15 protein-coding genes and 2 tRNA genes are annotated in these 21,122 nt (G+C 63.4%); 4 read left to right on the forward strand and 13 right to left on the reverse strand.

Annotation, left to right across the window (positions count from 1 at the left end):
- Positions 1-15: 15 nt before the first annotated feature.
- The 5 genes from QN084_RS03495 to QN084_RS03515 form a co-directional block, all read right to left on the reverse strand.
- A complete protein-coding gene (locus tag QN084_RS03495) occupies positions 16-549 on the reverse strand; it encodes a gluconokinase (RefSeq protein ID WP_021471839.1) in 534 nt (177 codons plus the stop codon).
- Positions 550-623: 74 nt separating this feature from the next.
- Positions 624-1,403 carry a PIG-L deacetylase family protein gene (locus tag QN084_RS03500; RefSeq protein WP_069695178.1) on the reverse strand — a complete coding sequence of 260 codons (780 nt, stop codon included), beginning with the start codon at positions 1,401-1,403 and terminating at the stop codon, positions 624-626.
- 4 nt (positions 1,404-1,407) lie between these two features.
- Positions 1,408-2,361 (reverse strand): electron transfer flavoprotein subunit alpha/FixB family protein, encoded by a 954-nt coding sequence (locus tag QN084_RS03505; protein ID WP_069695179.1) that lies wholly within the window; start codon positions 2,359-2,361, stop codon positions 1,408-1,410.
- A gap of 13 nt (positions 2,362-2,374) precedes the next feature.
- Entirely contained in the window at positions 2,375-3,178 is an 804-nt protein-coding gene (locus tag QN084_RS03510; protein ID WP_021471836.1) for an electron transfer flavoprotein subunit beta/FixA family protein, read from the reverse strand.
- Positions 3,179-3,445: 267 nt separating this feature from the next.
- Positions 3,446-5,134 (reverse strand): S1C family serine protease, encoded by a 1,689-nt coding sequence (locus tag QN084_RS03515; RefSeq protein WP_021471835.1) that lies wholly within the window; start codon positions 5,132-5,134, stop codon positions 3,446-3,448.
- A 333-nt stretch (positions 5,135-5,467) separates the two neighbouring features.
- On the opposite strand from QN084_RS03515, the gene QN084_RS03520 reads away from it, so the two are divergent.
- Together QN084_RS03520 and QN084_RS03525 are read left to right on the forward strand one after the other, a co-directional pair.
- Entirely contained in the window at positions 5,468-7,510 is a 2,043-nt protein-coding gene (locus tag QN084_RS03520; RefSeq protein WP_170828550.1) for a TPM domain-containing protein, read from the forward strand.
- A gap of 122 nt (positions 7,511-7,632) precedes the next feature.
- Entirely contained in the window at positions 7,633-8,421 is a 789-nt protein-coding gene (locus QN084_RS03525) for a PspA/IM30 family protein (RefSeq protein WP_062097300.1), read from the forward strand.
- Positions 8,422-8,531: 110 nt separating this feature from the next.
- On the opposite strand, the gene QN084_RS03530 is transcribed toward QN084_RS03525, so the two are convergent.
- From QN084_RS03530 to QN084_RS03550, 5 genes are all read right to left on the reverse strand, one after another.
- Positions 8,532-9,338, reverse strand: a complete 807-nt coding sequence (locus QN084_RS03530) for a GntR family transcriptional regulator (protein WP_062097302.1) — start codon at positions 9,336-9,338, stop codon at positions 8,532-8,534.
- A 128-nt stretch (positions 9,339-9,466) separates the two neighbouring features.
- Positions 9,467-9,540 (reverse strand) — tRNA-Met (locus QN084_RS03535).
- A 226-nt stretch (positions 9,541-9,766) separates the two neighbouring features.
- Positions 9,767-9,840, reverse strand: a tRNA-Met gene (locus QN084_RS03540).
- A gap of 195 nt (positions 9,841-10,035) precedes the next feature.
- Complete coding sequence (locus QN084_RS03545) at positions 10,036-13,017, reverse strand: UPF0182 family membrane protein (protein ID WP_031216340.1); 2,982 nt, start codon at positions 13,015-13,017, stop codon at positions 10,036-10,038.
- A gap of 126 nt (positions 13,018-13,143) precedes the next feature.
- Complete coding sequence (locus tag QN084_RS03550; RefSeq protein WP_021471830.1) at positions 13,144-14,283, reverse strand: YlbL family protein; 1,140 nt, start codon at positions 14,281-14,283, stop codon at positions 13,144-13,146.
- A 212-nt stretch (positions 14,284-14,495) separates the two neighbouring features.
- Here QN084_RS03550 and QN084_RS03555 point away from each other — a divergent pair, with 212 nt between their 5' ends.
- Positions 14,496-15,923 carry a zinc-dependent metalloprotease gene (locus QN084_RS03555; RefSeq protein ID WP_021471829.1) on the forward strand — a complete coding sequence of 476 codons (1,428 nt, stop codon included), beginning with the start codon at positions 14,496-14,498 and terminating at the stop codon, positions 15,921-15,923.
- 99 nt (positions 15,924-16,022) lie between these two features.
- Here the strand turns inward: QN084_RS03555 and QN084_RS03560 are convergent, their stop codons facing one another.
- From QN084_RS03560 to nudC, 3 genes are read right to left on the reverse strand one after another with little or no spacing between them, the layout of a single operon-like run.
- Positions 16,023-16,589 (reverse strand): M48 metallopeptidase family protein, encoded by a 567-nt coding sequence (locus tag QN084_RS03560; RefSeq protein WP_021471828.1) that lies wholly within the window; start codon positions 16,587-16,589, stop codon positions 16,023-16,025.
- Positions 16,589-18,709 (reverse strand): ATP-dependent DNA helicase UvrD2, encoded by a 2,121-nt coding sequence (locus QN084_RS03565; RefSeq protein WP_069695243.1) that lies wholly within the window; start codon positions 18,707-18,709, stop codon positions 16,589-16,591. The genes QN084_RS03560 and QN084_RS03565 overlap by 1 nt, the downstream gene beginning before the upstream one ends.
- A gap of 8 nt (positions 18,710-18,717) precedes the next feature.
- Positions 18,718-19,704, reverse strand: a complete 987-nt coding sequence (gene nudC, locus QN084_RS03570) for an NAD(+) diphosphatase (RefSeq protein ID WP_031216337.1) — start codon at positions 19,702-19,704, stop codon at positions 18,718-18,720.
- 171 nt (positions 19,705-19,875) lie between these two features.
- Between nudC and QN084_RS03575 the strand changes: the two genes are divergently transcribed.
- On the forward strand, positions 19,876-21,120 hold the full coding sequence (locus tag QN084_RS03575; RefSeq protein WP_259362634.1) for a macrolide 2'-phosphotransferase: 1,245 nt from the start codon (positions 19,876-19,878) through the stop codon (positions 21,118-21,120).
- Positions 21,121-21,122 lie beyond the last annotated feature (2 nt).

Consider the following 21,122-nt stretch of genomic DNA (forward strand, 5'->3'; position numbering starts at 1 on the left):
AGGCACCCGCCCGCGTCAGCCCGCGCCGGCGCCAACCGGGTGGAGACCAAGGCGTTCGATGACCTCGTCCGCCTCTTCGGCGGGCGAGGCCGAAACACACAGCGAAACGTAGTTCTCGTCCTCGGTCGGTTCTTCGAGCGCTTCGAACTGCGATTCAAGGAGGGACGTCGGCATGAAATGACCGTGCCGGGAAGCAAGCCGGTCCGAGATCCTGTCCTTGCTGCCTTGCAGGAACACGAAGACCACGCCCTCGCCCCGGAGGACGTCCCGGTACTTCTTCTTCAGGGCGGAGCACGTAATGATGGCCGGAGTGCCTGCGGCAGTGTGCGCTTTGATCCAGTCCGCGATGGTGCCGAGCCACGGCCAGCGGTCCTCGTCAGTGAGCGCCTGTCCCGCGTGCATCTTTGCCACATTTGCTTCCGGATGCAGGTCGTCGCCCTCGGCCAGGTCCCAGCCAAGCTTGCCTGCGAGCACGCCCGCTACCGTCGACTTGCCGGAACCGGAGACCCCCATGATCACCAGAACGGGCTGTTGTGCAGTCTTCGCCATCAAAGTCCGCCTTCCTCAAATAAATATGATTTAACCGAGGTCAAGCATATGGCAGGGGTTACATCAGGGCAATATCAGAACCCTGCTATGGTGCTGTTTCCGTTGACAGCCACCACGTGGAACGCCTCAGCACTCCGGCCTTCAGGGAAGCCCGCGCGTCCTCCGTTCGCGATCAGGTTGTTCCGCACCACGCGTTCCATGTGCGCCACGTCGGGATGCTGGCTCGCATGGATCCGGATGGCCGCCAGCTTCGAGTCCACGTGGTCCGTGACGTCAACAAAGTGGTTTTCCAGCGATCCGGGGCTGGAAATGAACCATAGCCAGGGCAGCTTGTAAGCCTCTAGGCCGGCCTCGGCGAGTTCCGGGTAGGCGAACGGGTTCTCTACCGCAGGATAGATTGCCCGTGTCACGGCCTCGCCCGCTGCCAGATGGTCGGGGTGGCTCTTCTGGATCCGGTCCCAGTTCCGTTCAGGGTGCATCGTCAGGACAATCTGGGGACGGATCCGGCGGATCAGTTCCACCACCCGCCTGATGACCTCGTGTGTCGGCTCCAAGTACCCGTCCCGCTCATGCAGGTAGTGGATATCCTGCACTCCTACCAGGGAAGCCGCGTGCCGTTGTTCCTCGGCCCGGAGCTCAATGATGCGCTCACGGTCCACGGGATCAAACCCGCCCGCGTCACCGTCGGTCATGATGCAGTAACTTACCTGGACGCCCGCAGCGGTCCAGGCAGCAATGGTGCCGGCAGCTCCGAAGTCGATGTCATCCGGGTGGGCAGTAAAACAAAGCACCCGCTCAACGCGCTCCGTGGAGGCATTGAACGGGCTCTTCGATGACGAAACGTCAAAAGCCAAGGAACTAGCCCTTCCGCTTCTTGATCTCGGCTGTAGCCTGGGGCAGGACCTTGAAGAGGTCTCCAACGATCCCGAAGTCGGCGATCTCGAACACCGGAGATTCGGCATCCTTGTTGATGGCCACGATTACCTTGGAGGTCTGCATGCCGGCCTTCTGCTGGATCGCTCCGGAGATACCCGCAGAGATGTAGAGCTGTGGCGAGACGGTGACGCCGGTCTGGCCCACTTGGGCGTCGTGGCCGATCCAACCGGCATCCGTTGCGGCTCGTGAAGCGCCAACGGCAGCCCCCAGGACGTCCGCCAGTTCCTCCAGCGGTCCGAAGTCGCCATCAACACCGCGGCCACCTGCCACCACGATCCGGGCCTCGCTCAGGTCCGGACGGCCGGAGGCAGGCTTGGCCTCGCGGGATGAGATGCGCGCTGCCGCCGCGGTAGCGTCGGCCGGAACTTCCACCTTGGCAACCTCCGGCGTGGTAGCGGTATCTGCAGGCTGCGGTTCAATCAAGTTCGCCTTGACAGTCAGCACGGCAACTGGCGTCGTGGCCTTGGCGGAGGTGTTGTAGGAGCCGGCCAGGACAGACTTATGGGCTGTCCCATCGGCTTCCACGCCAACAACATCCGTGATGACTCCGGCGCTGAGCTTGATGCCCAGCCGCCCGGCGATCTCCTTGCCCTCGGGCGAGTTTTCGAGGAGCACGCGGGTTGCTCCCGAAGCCGCCACAGCGGCGGCAAGGTAAGCGGCCTTGGGCCCCACAAGGTAATCGCCCAGATCGTTCGACGACGGCTGGTACACGGCAGTGACGCCATAGGCGCCCAGGGTCGCCGCGGCGTCGTCGTTCAGTTCACCGTTGACCGCCACGGCGGTCTCCCCCAGCTGGCGGGCGAGAGTCAGGAGTTCCAGGCTGCTCTTCTTGAGCGATGCTCCCGGGTTGTCAATGAAAACAAGTGCGTTTGCCATGTGTGCAGTCCTCTTAGAGCAGCTTCTGTGCGGCCAGGAAGTCGACCAGCTTGATGCCGGCGTCGCCTTCGTCATTGATGATGGTGCCTGCTGTCCGCGGCGGCCGGGCCTCTGCCGTTTCCACCACGGTCCAGGATCCGGCGAGACCCACCTGGGAGGCATCAACTCCAACGTCGGCCAGCGTCAGGGACGCGATCTTCTTCTTCTTGGCGGCCAGGATGCCCTTGAAGTTGGGGTACCGGGGCTCGTTGATCTGATCGGTGACAGAGACGAGCGCGGGCAGCTGCGCTTCCACTGTTTCCGAGTGCGTCCCCGCATCCCGGCGTGCCACGGCAGTGCGGCCGTTGACCTCCAATGTGGAGGCGAAGGTGAGCTGCGGGAGGCCGAGGCGCTCGGCCAGCTGCGCGGGAACCAAGGACGTCTCCCCGTCCGTGGAAGCCATGCCCGTCAGGACCAGGTCCACGGGACGTCCGTCGGAGGAGATGTGGCGGATGGCGGCGGCAAGGGCCAAGGACGTGGCAGCGGCGTCGGATCCTGCCAAGGCGTCATCGCTCAGGTGCACTCCGGAGTAGGCACCGATCTGCAGCGACTTCTTGACGGAGTTCACGGCCCCGGAGGGCCCCATGCTCAGTGCGATGACCTCGTTGCCGGCCTTGGCGCCGCCGCGTTCCTCAGCAAGTTGCAGCGCGGCCTCGAGGGCGTATTCATCCAGTTCGGACAAGATACTTTCGTCACGGTCCGTGGTGTTGCCCGGTCCTGTGATGTGCCGGTCGAACTGGGCGTCCGGGACGTGCTTGACCAGAACGACAATCTTCAATGTCTCTTCCACTGTCTTCGAAGCAGCCTTCCATGCTTGTGGACGGCCAACCGCAGTAAACGTGGCCGTGAAACGCCCAAACGCGTGGGCTCCCCCTAGCTAAGCATATTGCCCGCAAAAAACCATTGCGGGGTTAACTCCTGTTTCAGGATCGGTCCTCGCCCGCGGCCGACGCCCGGAGCGGGAGGGCACCATGGGTTGGTTGCCAACCGCAGGTGCCCCCGCCGTCGTACTTTACGTTGGGTCCAGCTTTACGTTGGGCCCGGCCTACTTGGCGGCGTCGAGCGTAACGTCGACTTCCTGTGACTGGCCGTTGCGTTCGATGGTGACCTTGACCTTGGCACCGGCCGGCTGTTCGCGGACGGCGGCAGTCAGCTGGTTGGGGTCGCTGATGGCGTAGTCGCCGAACTTGGTGACGACGTCCCCTACCTTGATGCCGGCCTTGGCGGCCGCCGAGTCCGCGGTCACTGAAGCGACTTCTGCGCCCACCGAGAAACCGGAATTGCCGCCCGTGGACGACTTTGACCTGACCGACACGCCAAACTGTCCGTGGCTGGCCTTCCCGTTGTCGATGATTTCCTGGGCAATCCGCTTCGCGTGGTTGATCGGCACACTGAACCCAACACCGATGTTGCCGGTCGAAGAATCGGAATTGCCGCTGCCAGCCGAGGCGATGGCGACGTTGACGCCGATGATCTCGCCCTTGCTGTTGACCAAGGCGCCGCCGGAGTTGCCCGGATTGATGGCGGCGTCCGTCTGGATCACGTTGATGGCAATCGATCCCTCGTTCGCCGAGCGCTGGCTCTGGCCGCCGTTCGGCGGAGCGAACTGGAAGCCCTCGTCGTTGCCCTGGCTGTTGTCCGGCCCGTCCTCGGGAACGGCGGAAGAGGCAACGCTGATGGTCCGGTTGAGCGTTGAGACAATACCGTCGGTCACCGTGCCGGTGAGTCCAAGCGGCGAACCGATCGCGACGGCGGTGTCCCCCACGTTGATCTTGGAGGAATCACCCAGCGTGGCCGGCACCAGCCCGGAGGCGTCGGATACCTTGATGACCGCGAGATCGGACAGCGGGTCAGTGCCCACGATCGTGGCCTTCATGACCTTGCCGTCACTGGTACGAACTTCGATCGCGGCGTTGGACGTAGCGCCGTCCAGCGTCACCACATGGGTGTTGGTCAGGATGTGGCCCTGGTCATCAATGATGATGCCTGAGCCCGTGCCACCTTCATTACCGCTGGTGGCCTTGATGGTGACAACGCTGGGTGACGCCTTTGCGGCAGCAGCCGTAATGACGTTGACGTCGTCCTTGTTGTTCACGATCAGGGTGCTGGACTGGCCGCTGCTGGAGGACGCCGTGGCAGGCTCATCCATCAGCGCACTGGTACCAGCCACCACTCCGCCGCCCACGAGGCCCGCTGCCAGGATGCTGGCAACCAGCGTCCCGACGCCGAAGACCGGCTTGGCCTTCGTTTTCCCGGAGGGCTGCTGGCCAGGGGCGTGGTAACTGCCTTGGCCCTGCTGTGCGTGGCTGCTGTTTGGGTCGTGGCCGCCGGTGGACTGTGCGCCGTAGAACGGGTGGCGCTGGGGGTACTCGGGCCGTTGCCCGGTAGCTGGGTAGCCTCCGCCGTACGGGGCCCGGTCCGAATGCTGGTAGCCTCCGGGCTGCGCTTGGCCGTGTTGGGGTTGACTGTGCTGTGACTGGCTCGTTTGGGGCTGGCCGTGCTGAGCCTGTCCGTATTGGGGCTGGGCGAACTGCGGGCCGGCGGCGGGGCGGCCTCCCTCGGCGCCCGGCTGGAACGCCGGCAAGGGGGCAGTGGGCTGGGCAGGAGCTCCGTAGCCGGAGCCGGCTGCGGGTTGCTGCCGGGTGGGGTTGGCATCGGAAGTGCCCGTACCGTCCCGTGGCGCCGAAGGCTCGCGGTTCTCCGGTGCATTTCCCTGAGCTGGGTTCTCCGTCATGGGGGTGTCCTTTCGTTCTGACCTACCTCAACTATGGACCCGTTGACTGGAACAATTTCGGACGTTTGCTGGGAGCTTACTGAAAGGCCACTTTCCTTCCCGGGAACACGCTGTCCCCACCGGCGCTGAAGGCTTCAACGCGCGGAACTTCGGGGTTTCTCCTGTATTTCGCTGGTGGCATATTCAGCCCTGTGGACGGGGTATGGGGTGCACCATAGAATCAAGAGGAATTGCCACAGCGACCTGCGGCTTTACACCATGCGTGGGGGCGCTGAGCATTCTGTGACGATTGGTTCGCCCTGTTCCAGTCGCAGACGTGCTGAAGGGTTGCACATGCGGTCAATAGTGAAACGTGTACTCGCCGTGATTGGCGTGGCTGGAGTGCTGGCCCTCCCGGCCGGCTCGGCCTGGGCTGCGGACCCGGTCACCATTCCATCCGGCACAAACATCGTCGATGACGCCAACGTCCTTGGCAGCCGGAAGGGCGAGGTCCAGGACGCCATTCAGAAGACGCTCAAGGACCACAAGTACAACCTCTACGTGGTGACGGTTAACTCCTTCGAGAACCCCTCCGATCCCAAGGCCTGGGGCGAGGCCGTGGCCGAGAAGAAGCAGATGGGCAAGGCGGACGTCATCCTGGCGATATCGACTGCCGGCCAGTACTACTTCGCCCCGAATTCCCAGAGCTCTATCTACTCCAAGCGCACCAACATCACACAGAATGCCATTGTCGCGAACCTTGCCGGCGGCAAGAAGGACTACGCCCAGGCAGCCATTGACACCGCAGCCGCCATCGGCGACGCCGCCGGCGGCGGAAGCGGCACCGTTCCCAGTGGCAACAGCGGCGCCGGCGTCCTGGTGGGAGTCGGCGCTGTGGCCGTCGCCGGTGCTGGAACCTACCTGTACCTGCGGAATCGGCGCAAAAAGGCCGGCCAGTCTTCCGACGCCGGCCATGGGCCCCAGAGCGGGCAGCTGGACCCCTTGGCAGGCCTCAGCATCCCCGAGCTTCGCCAAAAGAGCGGATCGCTGCTGATCGAGGCGGATGACGCCATCAAGTCCAGCGAGCAGGAACTCGGTTTTGCGCAGGCACAGTATGGCGATGCAGCCATCGGCAACTTCAGCAAGGCCTTGCAGGAAGCCAAGAACCACATGACGGAGTCGTTCAAGCTGCAGCAGCAGCTCGACGACCATATCCCCGACACCGAGGAACAGCAGCGGAGCTGGCTCGGCGAGATCATCCGTCGTTCCGAGGCCGCGCTGGCCTCCCTCCGTGACCAGAAAGCCGATTTCGATTCACTTCGCGAACTGGAGAAGAACGCTCCCCAGGCACTCGCGGCAGTAACGAACGGGGCACGGGAAGCGGACGCACGAATTGCCAGCGCCGAACAGTCTCTCGAGGCTCTTCGGACAAAGTACGCGGACTCCGCGTCGGCGCAGGTTTCCGACAACATCCTGCAGGCCAAGGAGCGGCTCGCGTTCGTCCAGAACGCGGCGGCAACAGCCCAGGAGAAACTCGCTTCCGGCGAAAACAGCCTTGCTGCTGTTGCGGTGCGCGCCGCCGAAGAGAGCCTTCATCAGACCAACGTGCTGATCGACGCGATCTCCAAGACCGCCGGCAGCCTGGACGAAGCCCGGAACTCGCTCGAAAGCGCCGTGGCCGAAACCAGCCAGGACCTGGCGCAGGCAAGGGCAATGATCCAGTCCGGACAGCACCCCGAGCTCGCCGGACCGGTAGCTGGCGTTGAAGCAGCCCTGGCGCAGGTCAAGAATGAAATCAGCAGCGGAAAGATCGATCCCATCGCAACCCTGACGCGGGTGGAAACGGCGCATCAGGCCCTGGACCAGGCCCTCTCCGGCATCCGGGACCAACAGGAACAGGCGCGCCGCGCACAGTCCTCGTTGCAGCAGACCATCATGGCTGCCCAAGCCCAGATCAGTGCAACCAGCGACTACATCACCGCACGCCGCGGTGGGGTCGGCACCGAGGCACGCACCCGGCTGGCAGAGGCCCAACGGAACCTGGATTACGCATTGTCCATCTCCCGCAATGATCCCGTCACTGCACTGACCTACGCACAGCAGGCACACTCGCTCGCGGCGCAGGCGGCACAGTTGGCACAGGCCGACGTCGACCACTTCGGCTACGCCGACCAGGGCTACGGCCGTGGCGGCATGTTCGGAGGCGGCGGAGGCGGCGGCGGACTTGGCGGCGCCATCCTGGGTGGCATCCTGATCAACTCCATCCTCAACGGCGGAGGCGGCGGATGGGGCGGTGGCCACAGCGACGGCGGCGGAGGAGGCTTCTTCGGTGGCGACTCCGGCGGCGGATGGGGCGGCGGAGGCGACTTCGGCGGAGGCGACTCCGGCAGCTTCTAGGCAACACAAACTGGTTCCCGCCACCACGAACCAGGTGGGCCCCTGGCCCCATTCACCTAAGCGGTACAACAACTGATCACTGATTTCAGTGGCTTCCACTGAGCAGGACGAAAGGCAACACCATGGTTAAGCAGTCCATTTTCGGTCGGATCGCACAGCTCGCCAAGGCAAACATCAACTCTTTGCTGGACCAGGCTGAGGATCCGCAGAAAATGCTGGACCAGATGGTCCGCGACTACACGAACAATATTGCCGAGGCCGAGTCCGCAGTGGCACAAACCATCGGCAATCTCCGGATGCTGCAGGCCGACTACAACGAGGACGTCAAGAACGCCCAGGACTGGGGCAACAAGGCGCTGGCCGCCTCCCGCAAGGCCGACGAATACCGCGCTTCCGGTGACACCGTGGATGCCGAGAAGTTTGACAACCTCGCCAAGGTTGCCATCCAGCGCCAGATGGCAGCCGAGTCCGAGGCCAAGGCAGCGGAGCCGAGCATCGCTTCGCAGACCGAGGTGGTGGACAAGCTCAAGAGCGGCCTTGACCAGATGAAGAACAAGCTGAACCAGCTCACCGCCAAGCGCAACGAGTTGGTAGCCCGTTCCAAAACCGCAGCCGCACAGTCCCAGGTCCACGACGCCCTCAAGAGCATCGACATCATGGACCCCACCAGCGAAGTGGGCCGTTTCGAAGAGAAGATCCGCCGCGAGGAGGCCAAGGTCCTCGGTCAGCAGGAACTGGCTGCCTCCAGCCTCGACGCACAGTTCAACCAGCTCGAAGATCTGGGAGAGCAGACTGAGATTGAAGCACGCCTGGCAGCCCTCAAGTCCGGTGGCAGCAAGCCTGCCATTGGAAGCGGCGCCCCCGCCTCCAGCGGTGTAACCATCGACGAAGCAGATTTCGACAAGCTCTGATCACTGCCTCGGGTCACTGATCACTGAGTCGAGTAACTGGCCGGTCCTCTAAGGGCCGGCCAGTTTTGCTTAACGCCGGGATGATTGGGCTCCCTACCCGCCGCGCGTGCTCAGGGAACCGGAAACGCTGCCGGGTCCGTCGTGGGCCGGGCCGGGGCCGCTTCGGTGGCCACCTCGGCCCGGATCTCAAAACCGTTGGGATGGAAGTACGTCACAGTGCACTCCAGGACTTCGTCATCGGCACCCAGGGTGGTCCTCTCAAGCCGCGGCACTACCGGGAACTCCCGCACATTCAGGGCGTCAGCAAGGTGCTCGGGCGGTGCGTGCATGGTCACGGTGATCTCGGCCCGTTGCAGGGGTTTCAAGGTCCTGTCCTGGATCACCTGGTAGATGGAGTTCCGTTCTGCGTCAGCAAGGCTGATGTGCCGGCCGATATGGGACGGGATGAAGATTTCCGCTATGGCGTAGGGCCATCCTCCACTGGAGTAGGAACGGCGGATGACCAGGACAAGGTTGTCCGCGGAAACGAGCTTGGCAGGGACCGTGTTGTCTTTTTCCATCCACTTGTACTCGATCAACCCCTTGACCGTTTTCATCCCGGCAGCCGTGAAGGTCTCCATGAAGGGGGCCAGCCGGTTGAGCATGCGGGCAGGGCGCTGCGCCATGACGAATGTTCCCTTGCCCTGGCGGCGCACAAGGAGCCCCTTGGCTACGAGGGTTTCCATGGCCTTCCTGACGGTGGTCCGGCTGATTCCGTACTCTTCCATCAGCGACTCCTCCGTGGGAATCCTCGCACCCGGCTCCAGGCGGCTGACGTGGTCCGCCAGGACATCGGCCACCTGTTGGTACACGGCCACGGGACTGTTCCGCTCCAGGACCTGGCCCTCAAGCTTTTGTGTGAAGTCTTCTTCGACCATTGGCCCTTCCCGGCGATCGGCGTGCCCAGCTGTTCGGGAATCGATGCTAGCACCGCATCGGGACGGTGCTGGACACGCATAAACAAAAGATCCGGACCAGTGATTACTGATCCGGATCTTTTCTCCAGTTGCGGGGACAGGATTTGAACCTGTGACCTCTGGGTTATGAGCCCAGCGAGCTACCGAACTGCTCCACCCCGCGTCGCTGAAACAACAATACCCTAAGCGGCAGGGTGCTGATGACCATATAGCCCCGGAGTGCCCGAGATCACGTCGCGGATCTGGGTCCGCGAAAAATATGCGGTCACAAAATAATTCGGGGTTCATGAAAATATGCGGGCCGCTAACCCCAAACATGGGGTCCAAAAAACCCCCAGGGAAAACAGAAAGTCCGGATCAGTAAAACTGATCCGGACTTTCTTCTCCAGTTGCGGGGACAGGATTTGAACCTGTGACCTCTGGGTTATGAGCCCAGCGAGCTACCGAACTGCTCCACCCCGCGTCGCACCAACAACATTACCGTCCGCGGACCGGCAGTCCAAATCCTGGAGCCGTGATGTGCGTCTCCCCTGACCGGGAGCCCAGCGCCAGTCTCCTGTAAACGCTTCGGCACAGGCTTCCTTAAGAATCGGCACAGGCTTCCTTAAAAAGCGGTGCCCGCTCCTGGTGGGAGCGGGCACCGGCCTTGCTATACGGACTAGCTACTTGGGGAGGGCGACGGCGTAGCGCTGGGCGTCGCCGAAGGTGCGGGAGTTGCTCCCAGCCTGGCCTCGGCGTCGAGTGCCTTCTTCAAGGCCTCCGACAACTTGGTCTGCTGGGTTCCGTAAGCGGCGAAGTCGCCCTTGGCGAGAGCGGCCTGGCCGTCCGTGATGGCCTTGTTGGCTTCATCCAGTGCCGCCTTGAGTTCGGCCTTGGCGTCCGCCGGAGCCTCAGGCGTGGTGGTACCCGGCGGAGTCGCAGGAGTCTGGCCATTGTTATCGGAGTCCCCGGCCTTCGCACCGGAATTGCCGCCGAACAATTGGTCCAGCGCCTCATCCAGCGTTGGCGCGAAGCCGATCTTGTCGCCGAAGGCCACCAGGACGCGCTGCAGCGTCGGGTACGACGTCTCACCCGTCGACTTCAGGTAGACCGGCTGCACATACAGCAGGCCACCGCCCACGGGGAGCGTCAGCAGGTTGCCGTTCAATACATCCGAGGCTCCTTGTCGCAGGAGGTTCAATGCCTGGGACACGGTGGGATCGGAGTTGAACTTGTTCTGCGCCTGGCCGGGGCCCGGCACCTGCGTGTCAGTGGGAAGTTGCAACAGCCTCAACTTGCCGTAGCTGTCCGCCTTCACACCCTTGACGTTGCCGGCGTCGGAATCAGCAGCCAGGAAGCCATACAGGATGTTCCTCGCATTTCCGTTGACGGTCTGCGGAATGAAGGACGAGGTGAGCTGGAACGCTGGCTTGTCCTGATCGGGCATTTGCAGCGACATGTAGAACGGCGGCTGCTTGACCGGCTCCGAGACCGTGGGATCGTTCGGAACGCTCCAGGCATCGTTGTTCTGGTAGAAGCTGTCAGCGTCGGTCACGTGGTAACGGCCCAGGAGTTCACGCTGGACCTTGAACAGGTCCTCCGGGTAGCGGACGTGGCTCATAAGGTCACCGGACATCTCCGTGTACGGCTTCAGCGTGGTCGGGAAGACCTTCTGCCATGCCTTCAGGAGCGGATCCTGTTCATCCCATGCGTAGAGAGTCACCGAGCCGTCGTAGGCATCAACAGTCGCCTTGACCGAGTTACGGATGTAGTTGACCGAGCTGTTTGGCAAGGCAACCGTTCGTCCGGCAGTCGTTTGGGAGTCAGCGGTGGCGTTCTGCAGTTGCTGCGGCTGGGAGTACGGGAAGTACTGGCTCGTGGTGTAACCGTCCACGATCCACTTCACGCGACCATCCACCACAGCCGGGTAGGCATTGCCGTCCACCGTGAGGTAAGGCGCCAGCTTCTCTACACGTTCGCGCGGGTTGCGGTCGTACAGGATCTGGGATTTCTCGTTGACGCCGTCGGACAGAAGCAGGTCCGAGGACTGGAACTTGATGGAGTAGAGAATCCGGTTAAGCCAGTTGCCAACATTCGGTCCGCCGTTTCCAGTGAAGGTGTACTGGGTTTCCCCGGTGCCTTCACGCCCGGCCGGCCGGTCCTGCTCACGGTGGGGTGATCCCTCCGGAGCGCCCACAATGGAGTATTCAGGCGAATTCTCGCCGAAATAGATGCGCGGCTGGTAGGAAGTGTCGTTGCCGAGGACACCACTGGACGGGATACCGGACTGCAGGAACTCCGGCTTGCCGTCGACCGTGAACTTGTTGCCCTTGGCCGCTACTACGCCGTAACCGTGGGTGTAGACGATGTGCCGGTTCACCCAGGTTTGCTGGTTGGCGCTCAGACCATCAGGGTTGAGTTCGCGCACGGCAATCACCGTGTCCTGAACCTTTCCGTCCACCGTGTAACGGTCGACGTTCAACGTCTGCGGGAACTGGTAATACGGACGGTACTGTTCCAGCTGGGAGAACGCCGAGGACACAAGGTTGGGGTCCAGGAGGCGGATGTTCGCGGCCGTTTGGGCGTCCTTGGCAAGCGCACCGCTCTGCGCCGTCGTCGTGGCGTTGTAGGCCGATACCTCGATCTTGTCCAGACCGTAGGCGGAACGGGTCATATTGATGTTGCGGGAAATGAATTCCCGTTCCAGCGTGTTCTCCGACGGGCGTACCTGGAACTGCTGGATCACCCAGGGGTAGACGCCGCCGGCCAGGATCGCGGTGATGATCAGCATGGCGGTGCCGATGACCGGCAGGCGCCAACGGCCGATGACTGCGGCGACGATGAACAGGATAGCTACCAGGCCTGCCGCCACGGCCAGGATGGCCTTGGTTGGCACCACGGCGTTGACGTCCGTGTAGAGCGCACCGGCCCAGCGGCCGGAGGCACTCTGAACCGTCGTGTAACGGTCCAGCCAGAAGTTGACACCAAGCAGCAGCAGGAACAGTGCGCCGGTGACGGCGATGTGGATCTGGGCTGCACGGCTGGTGAAGACCCCGCGCTCCATGAGCCGGATGCTGCCGTAAAGGTAATGGGTCAGGATGCCGGCAATACCGGCAACCACCGCGATGCTGATCAGGAATCCCGTGACGAAGCCAAGGAAGGGCAATGACATCAGGTAGAAGCTGATGTCAAGGTTGAATAGGGGATCCGCCTGTCCGAAGGGTTCCTGGTTGAAGAACAGAAGAATCTTCTGCCACTGGCTGGCGGCAGCGCTGCCGGCGAAGAGCCCAAAAAGGATAGGCAGGCCGACCATGACGACCCGGCGCACAGGTTCCAGCTGCGCCTGGTAGCGGTTGAGGTTGTCGCGGGCTTCGGCATCCGGGGCATACACCGGCCTGGACCGGTAGGCGATCCGGATTGCGAAGAAGACGGCGGCGAACATCATGGCAAAGCCGACGATGAACGTGATGATCCTGGCGAGGTTCTCGCGGATGTAGACCTCGAAGAAGCCCAACTGCTGGTACCACAGGACATCTGTCCACACATTGGCGAAGAAAATGAACCCGACGACCGCCACGGCCACGACAATGAGCGTCGGGGTCAGGGCACCTCGTCTCAGCGGCGATCTTCCGGGTGGGCTGGAGCTGGCGGGACGGGACAAACTCTGTACCTCATTGGTCGTCAGTTGAAAGTCGGTATGCGGGTGTTCGACGGCCGTCCCAGCTGGGTGCAGGTGAAGCCGTCATATATGCCACGAGTGGCGGCGGAGCTAAGTTCCACGGCCAGTCTAGTTGTTTGCGCAGGTGGGGAGGCCCGATGTGTCCTGGCCCGAGCCGAGCCGCTCCACGGCGGCCTTGGCATCCGCCAAGGTCTCCACCTTCACCACTTGAAGACCATCCGGGACGTTTCCCACGACGTCTGCACAGTTCGCTGCGGGGGCGAGGAACATCGTCGCTCCATGCTGCCTGGCCCCGATCATCTTCTGCGCTACTCCCCCGATGGGCCCAACAGCCCCGTCCGCAGTGATGGTGCCGGTTCCGGCCACATGCCGGCCGCCGGTGAGGTCACCGGGAGTAAGGGTGTCGACGATGCCCAGTGCGAACATCATGCCCGCGCTGGGGCCACCCACGTTGTCCAGGGAAATCTTCACGTCGAAAGGGAAGGTGAAATCGCTGGACAGCAGAACTCCCAGGACGTAACGGTCGCTGGCATTCTTGGTTGGCGTCACCGTGACCGACGTCGTGGATCCGTTCCTGTCTATCCCGACGACCACCGGCGCCCCGGCCCCGGCGGAGAGTTCGGCCTGGACCACGCTCATGGACGTGATGGCTTTGCCATTGATGGCAAGGAGGCGATCACCCTCCTGCAGTTTGCCTGATGAAGGAGACCCGTCAGAGAGCCCCGCGACCGTCAACCGTTGCTCAAAGGGAATGTCCAGCTCACGCAGTGCCGCAGCAACAGCATTCTCCTGCGAAGTCTCCATGGCGATCTCGCCCTGCTGAACGGTTTGTTCCGCGGTGGTGCCCTTGGGATAAATCAGTTCTTCCGGATAGACAGCCTTCGATTTATCCAGCCACGCACGGAAAAGATCGTAGATGCTTGCCGGGCTCTTCGGACCACCGGCCATCAGGACAGTGGTCAGATCGAGGTTACCTTTGGCCGGGTAGGTTTCATGGCCGGACACCGTGATGACAGGTTTATCGCCGTCCTGGCCAAGGGTATTGAACGTCGGGCCTGCGGACTCCACCACGTAAGGAACCGGAAGGGCAGCGGCTCCCAAACCGAGGCCCAGCGCAACCAGGCCCGAAACAACCATCATCATGTATCGGCTGGAGCCGCCCGGAGGCGCGGGCGCCGCGGACGTGGGATCGGCATCGGGCGTTTGACGCGGGTCAACCGAACCTTCGGGGCTGGGCGAAGTAAGCATTGGTGCCTCTCTATGCCGCCACTGCCTGACGGCCAATTTTCTCTCCTGCCGCTACGGCGGCAGAGGGAACATACCAAGCATCCACACTACGCGTTCGTAAACCCGGAAGGCCTCTTTGCCTACAGCGAACGGCGCACCACGCAGGCAGACAGCCCCTCCGGCGCGCGGTACGGTGAAAGTGATCACCAGCCAGTTCGACGATCGGCGGCACCATGTCTTCAAACCCCAGCAATCCGTCAAACGACGACGAAACCCCCAAGGATCCGCTAGCGGAAATGCTGCAGAACCTGATGGGCGGCCAGGGAATGGGAAACATCGATCCGGCCGAACTGGCAAAGGCCGCCGGGCTGCCCAACGACCCCAACCTGCTGCAGCAGATGTTCGCACAGGTCCAGGCCATGATGAGTTCCACCTCTGACGGTCCTGTCAACTGGCAACTCGCCCACGATAATGCCCGGCGGGTGGCGGCTGCCGGCGGCGATCCGTCGGTGAACTCCCAGCAGGCGCGCGAGATCGATGAAGCCCTTCGACTGGCGGAACTGTGGCTGGATCCTGTGACCGACCTTCCCTCAACCGGACTGATCGGCCGCGCGTGGTCCCGTGCCGAATGGGTCGAGGCGACGTTGGGGACGTGGAAGCGCCTTACGGAACCTGTTGCCAACAGCGTCGCAAACGCCCTGTCGAACGCCCTCAGCCAGCAAATGCCCGAGGAAATGAAGTCGATGATGGGCGGCGCTTCCTCGATGCTGCAGAACATGGGTGGAGCGATCTTCGGCATGCAGCTTGGACAGGCAATCGGCGCGCTCTCCGCCGAAGTCGTCAGCTCAACGGACATCGGCGTTCCTTTGGCGGACCTGGAAATGGCGCTCCTGCCTGCCAACGTAGCGAAGTTCGGCGAAGGACTGAGCCTGCCGGAGAACGACATCCGGCTATTCCTCGCCGTCCGCGAAGCTGCCCACGCCAGGCTCTTCGTCCAGGTACCGTGGCTTCGCGGACACCTCTTGGGGGCCATCGAGGCCTACGCCCGCGGCATCCACATTGACATGTCCCGGGTCGAAGACCTCGCCAGGGACTTGGATCCGAGCAACCCGGAGGGTATCCAGGAAGCCCTGTCGCAAGGCGTCTTCACTCCCGAACGGACCCCGGCGCAGACGGCAGCCCTGGAGAAACTGGAAACCGCACTGGCGTTGGTCGAGGGCTGGGTGGACGAGCTCACCGCCGAGGCCACAGAGAAGGTCCTGCCTTCAGCGACGGCGCTGCGCGAGATGGTTCGGCGACGCCGCGCAACCGGCGGCCCTGCCGAACACGCCTTCTCTTCCCTTGTGGGGCTGGAGCTGCGGCCCCGGCGTCTTCGGGATGCCGCAACACTGTGGGCAACCCTCAAGCAAGAGCGCGGCATAGAGGGCCGGGACGCCATCTGGCACCACCCGGACCTCCTGCCCACAGGCGAGGACCTGGACGATCCCAACGGGTTCTCCGAACGGCGCCGGCTTGCTGAGGCAAGCGACAGCGAAGTGGACGATGCCCTGCAGAAACTGCTCAGCGGCGGCTACGACACCCCGGATGATGCCGCGGCCCCGGACGAGCCCAAGGCCCCTGAGGATGGAGACCCGGACTCCGAATCCGGACCAACGAAGTAACGGCTCCGCGAAGAAACCCCTGAGCCAACAGCTACGGCAGTGGCCGCCCTGCGTAGGCGGCCACTGCTTTTTGTTTGTCCGGCGTCGGGGCTCTTTAGATCACTCCGGGTTCAAGCCACGCGAGGTGGCAAAGGCGACTCCTTCGAGAAAACCCTTGGCTTGCTGGGTTTGCGGATAGGCCTCCAGGAGACGCCAGAAATCCGCCGTGTGCCCGGCCACCAGGAGGTGCGCCAGCTCGTGAAGAAGGACGTAATCGATGACCCACTGGGGCATGGGCTGCAACTTGTGGGAAAGGCGGATGGTTCCATCGGCCGGCGTCGCCGATCCCCACCGGGAGTTCTGGTTGGTAACCCAGCGGACCGACGTCGGGACTGCCCTGCCGTCCAGGTAGGTCCGGGATAGATAGTCCGCCTGCTGGGCAAGCGCCTCATCGGTGGCCGGACGGCGTTTACCCGAGCCGCCCGCACGGCGCTCCCCCTGCGTCTTCAACTTGGCCAGCATGCGGCGCACCCACTCACGTTCCTGGGCTTTGCTGAAGGAGGCGGGAATGGCCACCACTGCATTGCCGTCTTCCCAGAACGCCGCTACGGTCCTTCGCCGACGTGCGGAGCGCCTCACGAGCACCGGGGCGCCTTCCTCTGTGCGCAGCGGGATGTCGTCAGCCATCAGTGTCCGGAACTCTGTTCAATAACCTGCAGTACTGCTTCCCCATACCGCTCCAGCTTTGATGGCCCCACGCCTGCCAGCCCGGCCAACTGCTCCAAGGACCCGGGCCGGGCCTCGGCGATAGCTGTCAAGGTGGCGTCGGTGAAGACGACGTATGCAGGCACATCGGCTGATTGTGCCTCCTCGCGGCGCCACTGGCGCAATGCTTCGAAGGTCTGTTCCTCGTACGACGGCGGGCACTGGTTGCAGCGTCCGACCTTCCGTTCCGCCCCGGTTGCAAGCATGCTGCCGCAAACCCTGCACGACGCCGGGGCAGCCGCTTTTCGCCGCGGCTTACCGGCGCTGCTCCGGGCGTTGGCGGTTGCCACCGAGTCAGGACGAAGGCCGTCAAGGAACCGCGACGGCTTGCGGTTTGCCCTGCCGCCGGGCGTCCGGGCAGTGGACCAGGACAGGTTGAGGTGTTCGCGGGCCCGGGTGATCCCGACATACAGCAGCCGGCGTTCCTCGTCCACGTCCTCGGGTGAATCGGCAAAAGAAATGGGCATGAGGCCTTCACTAAGCCCTACCAGGAAAACGGCATCCCATTCCAGGCCTTTCGCGGCATGCAGGGAGGCAAGGGTAACGCCCTGCACCGTGGGAGCGTGTTGGGCCACGGAACGTTCCTGGAGCTCATTGACAAACTCAGCGAGGGTGAAGCTCTCTCCCCTGGTGGCGGAAAGCTCATCCGCCAATGCCACCAGCGCCGCCAAGGACTCCCACCGTTCGCGCAACGCCCCGCCGCTGTGCGGGGCATTCTCCGTATAACCCAGGGAAGCGATGATGTCCCGCACAACTTGGCCGAGGGTCTCCTGCGGGCCCTCCGCCACTGCCCGGGTAGCCGCCCTCAACTGGAGGATGGCGTCACGGACTTCCTTGCGTGCAAAGAACCGCTCTCCGCCGCGGAGTTGATAGCCGATTCCTGCCGAGGCCAACGCTTGTTCATAGGCTTCGGATTGGCCGTTGGTCCGGAACAGGATAGCGATCTCGCTGGCCTTGACTCCGGCGTTGAGCAGCTCCTGGATCTTCCCTGCCACGACTGCTGCTTCTGCCTCGTCGTCAGGGCACTCCACGAACCGGGGATCGGGTCCTACAGGCCGCTGGGCAACAAGTTTGAGCGGCGGCGCCCAGGCTGCATCGGCCGCAGGGCCGCCGCTCCGGCGCGAGCCAAGGAGGTCATTGGCCAGCTTGACCACTTGGGGCGTTGACCGGTAGTCGCGGATGAGCTTGACCACCGTGGCTTTGGGGTACCGCGCCTTGAAACCCAGGAGGTGTTGGGGGGAAGCACCGGTGAAGGAGTAGATGGTCTGGCTGGCATCGCCCACCACGCACAGTTCGTCGCGTTCGCCGAGCCAGAGATCCAGAAGCCGTTGTTGCAGCGGTGAGACGTCCTGGTACTCATCCACCACGAAGTGGCGGTATTGCTCCCGCACCGTAGCGGCCACCTTGGGATCTTCCTGCAGGATCCCAACGGTAATCAGCAGGACGTCCTCGAAGTCAATGACGTTCCGGTCCGTTTTGATGTCCTCATAGGCCTGGAACACGCGCGAGACGGCCGTGAGGTCCAAGCCGCCAGGAGTACCGCGGCCCTGCGCGTTTTCCAGGTAATTGGCTGGCGTCAGCATGGAGACCTTCGCCCATTCGATTTCCGCGGCGAGGTCCCTGATGGATGCGCGGTCGGTGGTCAGGCGAAGGCGGCGGGAGGCCTCCGCAATCATGTTCGCCTTGTGGTCGAGGAGGCTGGGCAGCGTGCCCCCGATGGCTTGTGGCCAGAAGAACTGAAGCTGCCGCAGCGCCGCAGCGTGGAACGTGCGTGCCTGCACGTTGGGTACGCCAAGGTCCCTGAGCCTGCTGCGCATTTCAGCAGCAGCGCGGGCGGTGAAGGTGACAGCCAGCAGCCGCTGTGGTGAGTACACGCCCGAATGCACCCCATACGCGATGCGGTGCGTAATGGCACGGGTCTTGCCGGTGCCGGCACCGGCCAGGACACAGATCGGCCCCGTCAGGGTGCTGGCTACCTCGCGTTGTTCCTCGTCCAGGCCGCCAAGGATTCTGGCCTCAAGTGTCCCGTCGGCCGGCGTCATTCCTTCGATCACGGTTGGAGGTCTTCGATCACTCCGCCGTACCAGTGCTCTATCAGGGAACGGGCAATGGACAGCCGCGTGGAAATGGTGATCTCGCCACGCAGCACGGCATCCTGCAGTTCTTCGCGACTGAACCACCGGGCGCGGGTAACCTCAACGCCGTCGGGCCGGGCAACGGCGTCGTCCGTGGTGGCAGTGAACCCCAGCATCAAGGACGCCGGAAACGGCCATGACTGCGAACCCAGGTACTGGCAGGCGGTGACCCGGACGCCAACCTCTTCGCCGATCTCCCGGACGACTGCCTGTTCCAACGACTCACCCGGTTCAACGAAACCGGCCAAGGTTGAATAGTTCTTTGCATCCGCCGGACCGCCACCGCCCAGGAGCAAGCGGCCATCAGGCCCGACCACCGTGACAATGATCGCCGGATCCGTGCGCGGGTAGTGTTCCGAGTTATCGGCGGGGCAACGCCTGACCCAACCGCCGGCCTCAACGTCGGTAGGTGTGCCGCACTGCGGACAATGCGTATGCGTGGCATGCCAGTTGCTGATGGCACTGGCCTCAACAAAAAGCGCGGTGTCGCTTGCATCCAGCCGCCCCGCGACATCCCGGAAACCTGCCCACTGCGTATCCGCCGGAGCCAGTGAACCGAGGGTCAACTGTTCACGCACGGAGAAGAGGACAACGGGGGTGCCTTCCGGAACCGACGACGGGCCCAAGGTGGTGCCCAGGTAGATCGGGAGGACGTTCCCCGGCCCGGACTGGTTCAACCCCTGCCACAGAGTGAGGGCATCGCCGAACCACAAGCCTTGGCCGTTTACCAAGGCTTGGCGTTGTGAAATCACTATGGCCTTGGCCGTCCCCGAGGCAATAAGCTCCTCCACCATTCCCGGCTTGAGCCGTGCTGCGGAGCCGCGATCCACCAGGGCAGGGCGGACCGGAAGAACAGTGTCCATAAGGTGGTTGGCCAGGGCTGGAGACTCCGTATAGCTCATGTATCTACCGTACTGACTCGCACCGACAAATAACATTTCAAGCATCCCGATGTGGACGCCCGACGGACGGAGGCCCCGTACGGCCCCGATTCGTCCTTGATTTCCGGAAGATCTGGAGACTCGCCGCAGTGCATCATGGCCATGGGCGCGACTCAATCTACCGTTGAAGACGTGAGAAGAACACCGCTTGAATTGGCCGCCATTGCAACCGCGGCGGTGCCCGGGCTGGCGCCGACGGCCACAGCCCCCTCCCCTGACGACGCCGACTTCGACTCCGTGTTGCTGATGGATGGCGAGGGCAAGCGCTGGCGCGTCAGGTGTCCGCGCCACCCGGAGGCCAGCACACGGCTCGAGACGGAGTTCATGATCCTGCGCGCTTTCGCGCCTGCCATCCGGGCCGAGCTGCCGTTCCATGTGCCTACCGTGGCAGGGACGGTCCGCCAAGGCGACCTCACGACCTTCGTTTATGCCCATTTGCAGGGTTCCACCCTCTCCATCGAGGAACTCTCCGAAGGCAGTCCGGACCTGGCACGCGAGATCGGTTCGGCACTTGCGGCGATCCACGATCTTCCCTTGGCGCTGGTCACCAATGCCGACCTCCCCAGCTATTCGGCCAATGAGTTCCGGCAACGCAAACTCAACGAACTGGACCAGGCGGCGACGACGGGAAAGATTCCGGCCGTCCTCCTGCGGCGTTGGGAACATGCGCTCGAAGACGTGGCACTGTGGCGGTTCAATACCTCGGTGGTGCACGGCGATCTCCACGAAGACAACCTCATGGTGCAGCACGACGCCGTCACTGCTGTCACCGGGTGGACCGACCTCCGCATCGGCGACCCCGCCGACGACTTCGCCTGGTTGGTTGCTTCCAATGAGGCATCGTTCATTGATGCGGTTCTGGCCCGGTACACGCAGGTCCGCCGCGAGAATCCTGATCCCCACCTGCTTCGGCGGGCAGCTCTCCTGGCCGAATTCGCGCTAGCGCAGTACTTGGTCAAGGCGATGGCCGTCGGGCACCAGGACATGACGGCGGAAGCCGAATCCATGCTGCGGTCGCTCGCCGATGACATCGAAGAGCAAGCACGGAAGGATGAAGCAGCCCGCGCCGAGGAAGGCACCACGGACGAGCGCGTGGACGCCGCTGCTCCGGCGGACGCCGGGACAGGTGCAGGGGCCGCTCAGCTGCAGGGACCGGCGCTTCCCGCCGTGAGTGTGGCGGCCATCCCTGACGCCGAAGCAGAGGCCGCTTCATCCGGTGCCGGGGACGTCGAGTCCGAACAGGACCCCGATGCCACGGGGACAATCCCCGTTGTCGCAGCAGGGCCTGCCACCGGGACCTCGGAGAAGGAAGACACCTCCACTACGGCCATCAACGTCGTCAAGCTGGCGCCGGTGCACGCAGCGGACAGGGCCTGAGC

Origin of the sequence: Paenarthrobacter sp. R1 (genome assembly GCF_030264015.1) — a bacterium.
Taxonomy (GTDB): Bacteria; Actinomycetota; Actinomycetes; order Actinomycetales; family Micrococcaceae; genus Arthrobacter; species Arthrobacter ureafaciens.

What these genes read in the sequence shown, in the direction of transcription:
- QN084_RS03495 (WP_021471839.1), bottom strand. Translation starts at nt 549, where the DNA reads ATGGCGAAGACTGCACAACAGCCCGTTCTGGTGATCATGGGGGTCTCC.
- QN084_RS03505 (WP_069695179.1), bottom strand. Translation starts at nt 2,361, where the DNA reads ATGGCAAACGCACTTGTTTTCATTGACAACCCGGGAGCATCGCTCAAG.
- QN084_RS03515 (WP_021471835.1), bottom strand. Translation starts at nt 5,134, where the DNA reads ATGACGGAGAACCCAGCTCAGGGAAATGCACCGGAGAACCGCGAGCCT.
- QN084_RS03520 (WP_170828550.1), top strand. Translation starts at nt 5,468, where the DNA reads ATGCGGTCAATAGTGAAACGTGTACTCGCCGTGATTGGCGTGGCTGGA.
- QN084_RS03525 (WP_062097300.1), top strand. Translation starts at nt 7,633, where the DNA reads ATGGTTAAGCAGTCCATTTTCGGTCGGATCGCACAGCTCGCCAAGGCA.
- QN084_RS03530 (WP_062097302.1), bottom strand. Translation starts at nt 9,338, where the DNA reads ATGGTCGAAGAAGACTTCACACAAAAGCTTGAGGGCCAGGTCCTGGAG.
- QN084_RS03550 (WP_021471830.1), bottom strand. Translation starts at nt 14,283, where the DNA reads ATGCTTACTTCGCCCAGCCCCGAAGGTTCGGTTGACCCGCGTCAAACG.
- QN084_RS03555 (WP_021471829.1), top strand. Translation starts at nt 14,496, where the DNA reads ATGTCTTCAAACCCCAGCAATCCGTCAAACGACGACGAAACCCCCAAG.
- QN084_RS03560 (WP_021471828.1), bottom strand. Translation starts at nt 16,589, where the DNA reads ATGGCTGACGACATCCCGCTGCGCACAGAGGAAGGCGCCCCGGTGCTC.
- QN084_RS03565 (WP_069695243.1), bottom strand. Translation starts at nt 18,709, where the DNA reads ATGACGCCGGCCGACGGGACACTTGAGGCCAGAATCCTTGGCGGCCTG.
- nudC (WP_031216337.1), bottom strand. Translation starts at nt 19,704, where the DNA reads ATGAGCTATACGGAGTCTCCAGCCCTGGCCAACCACCTTATGGACACT.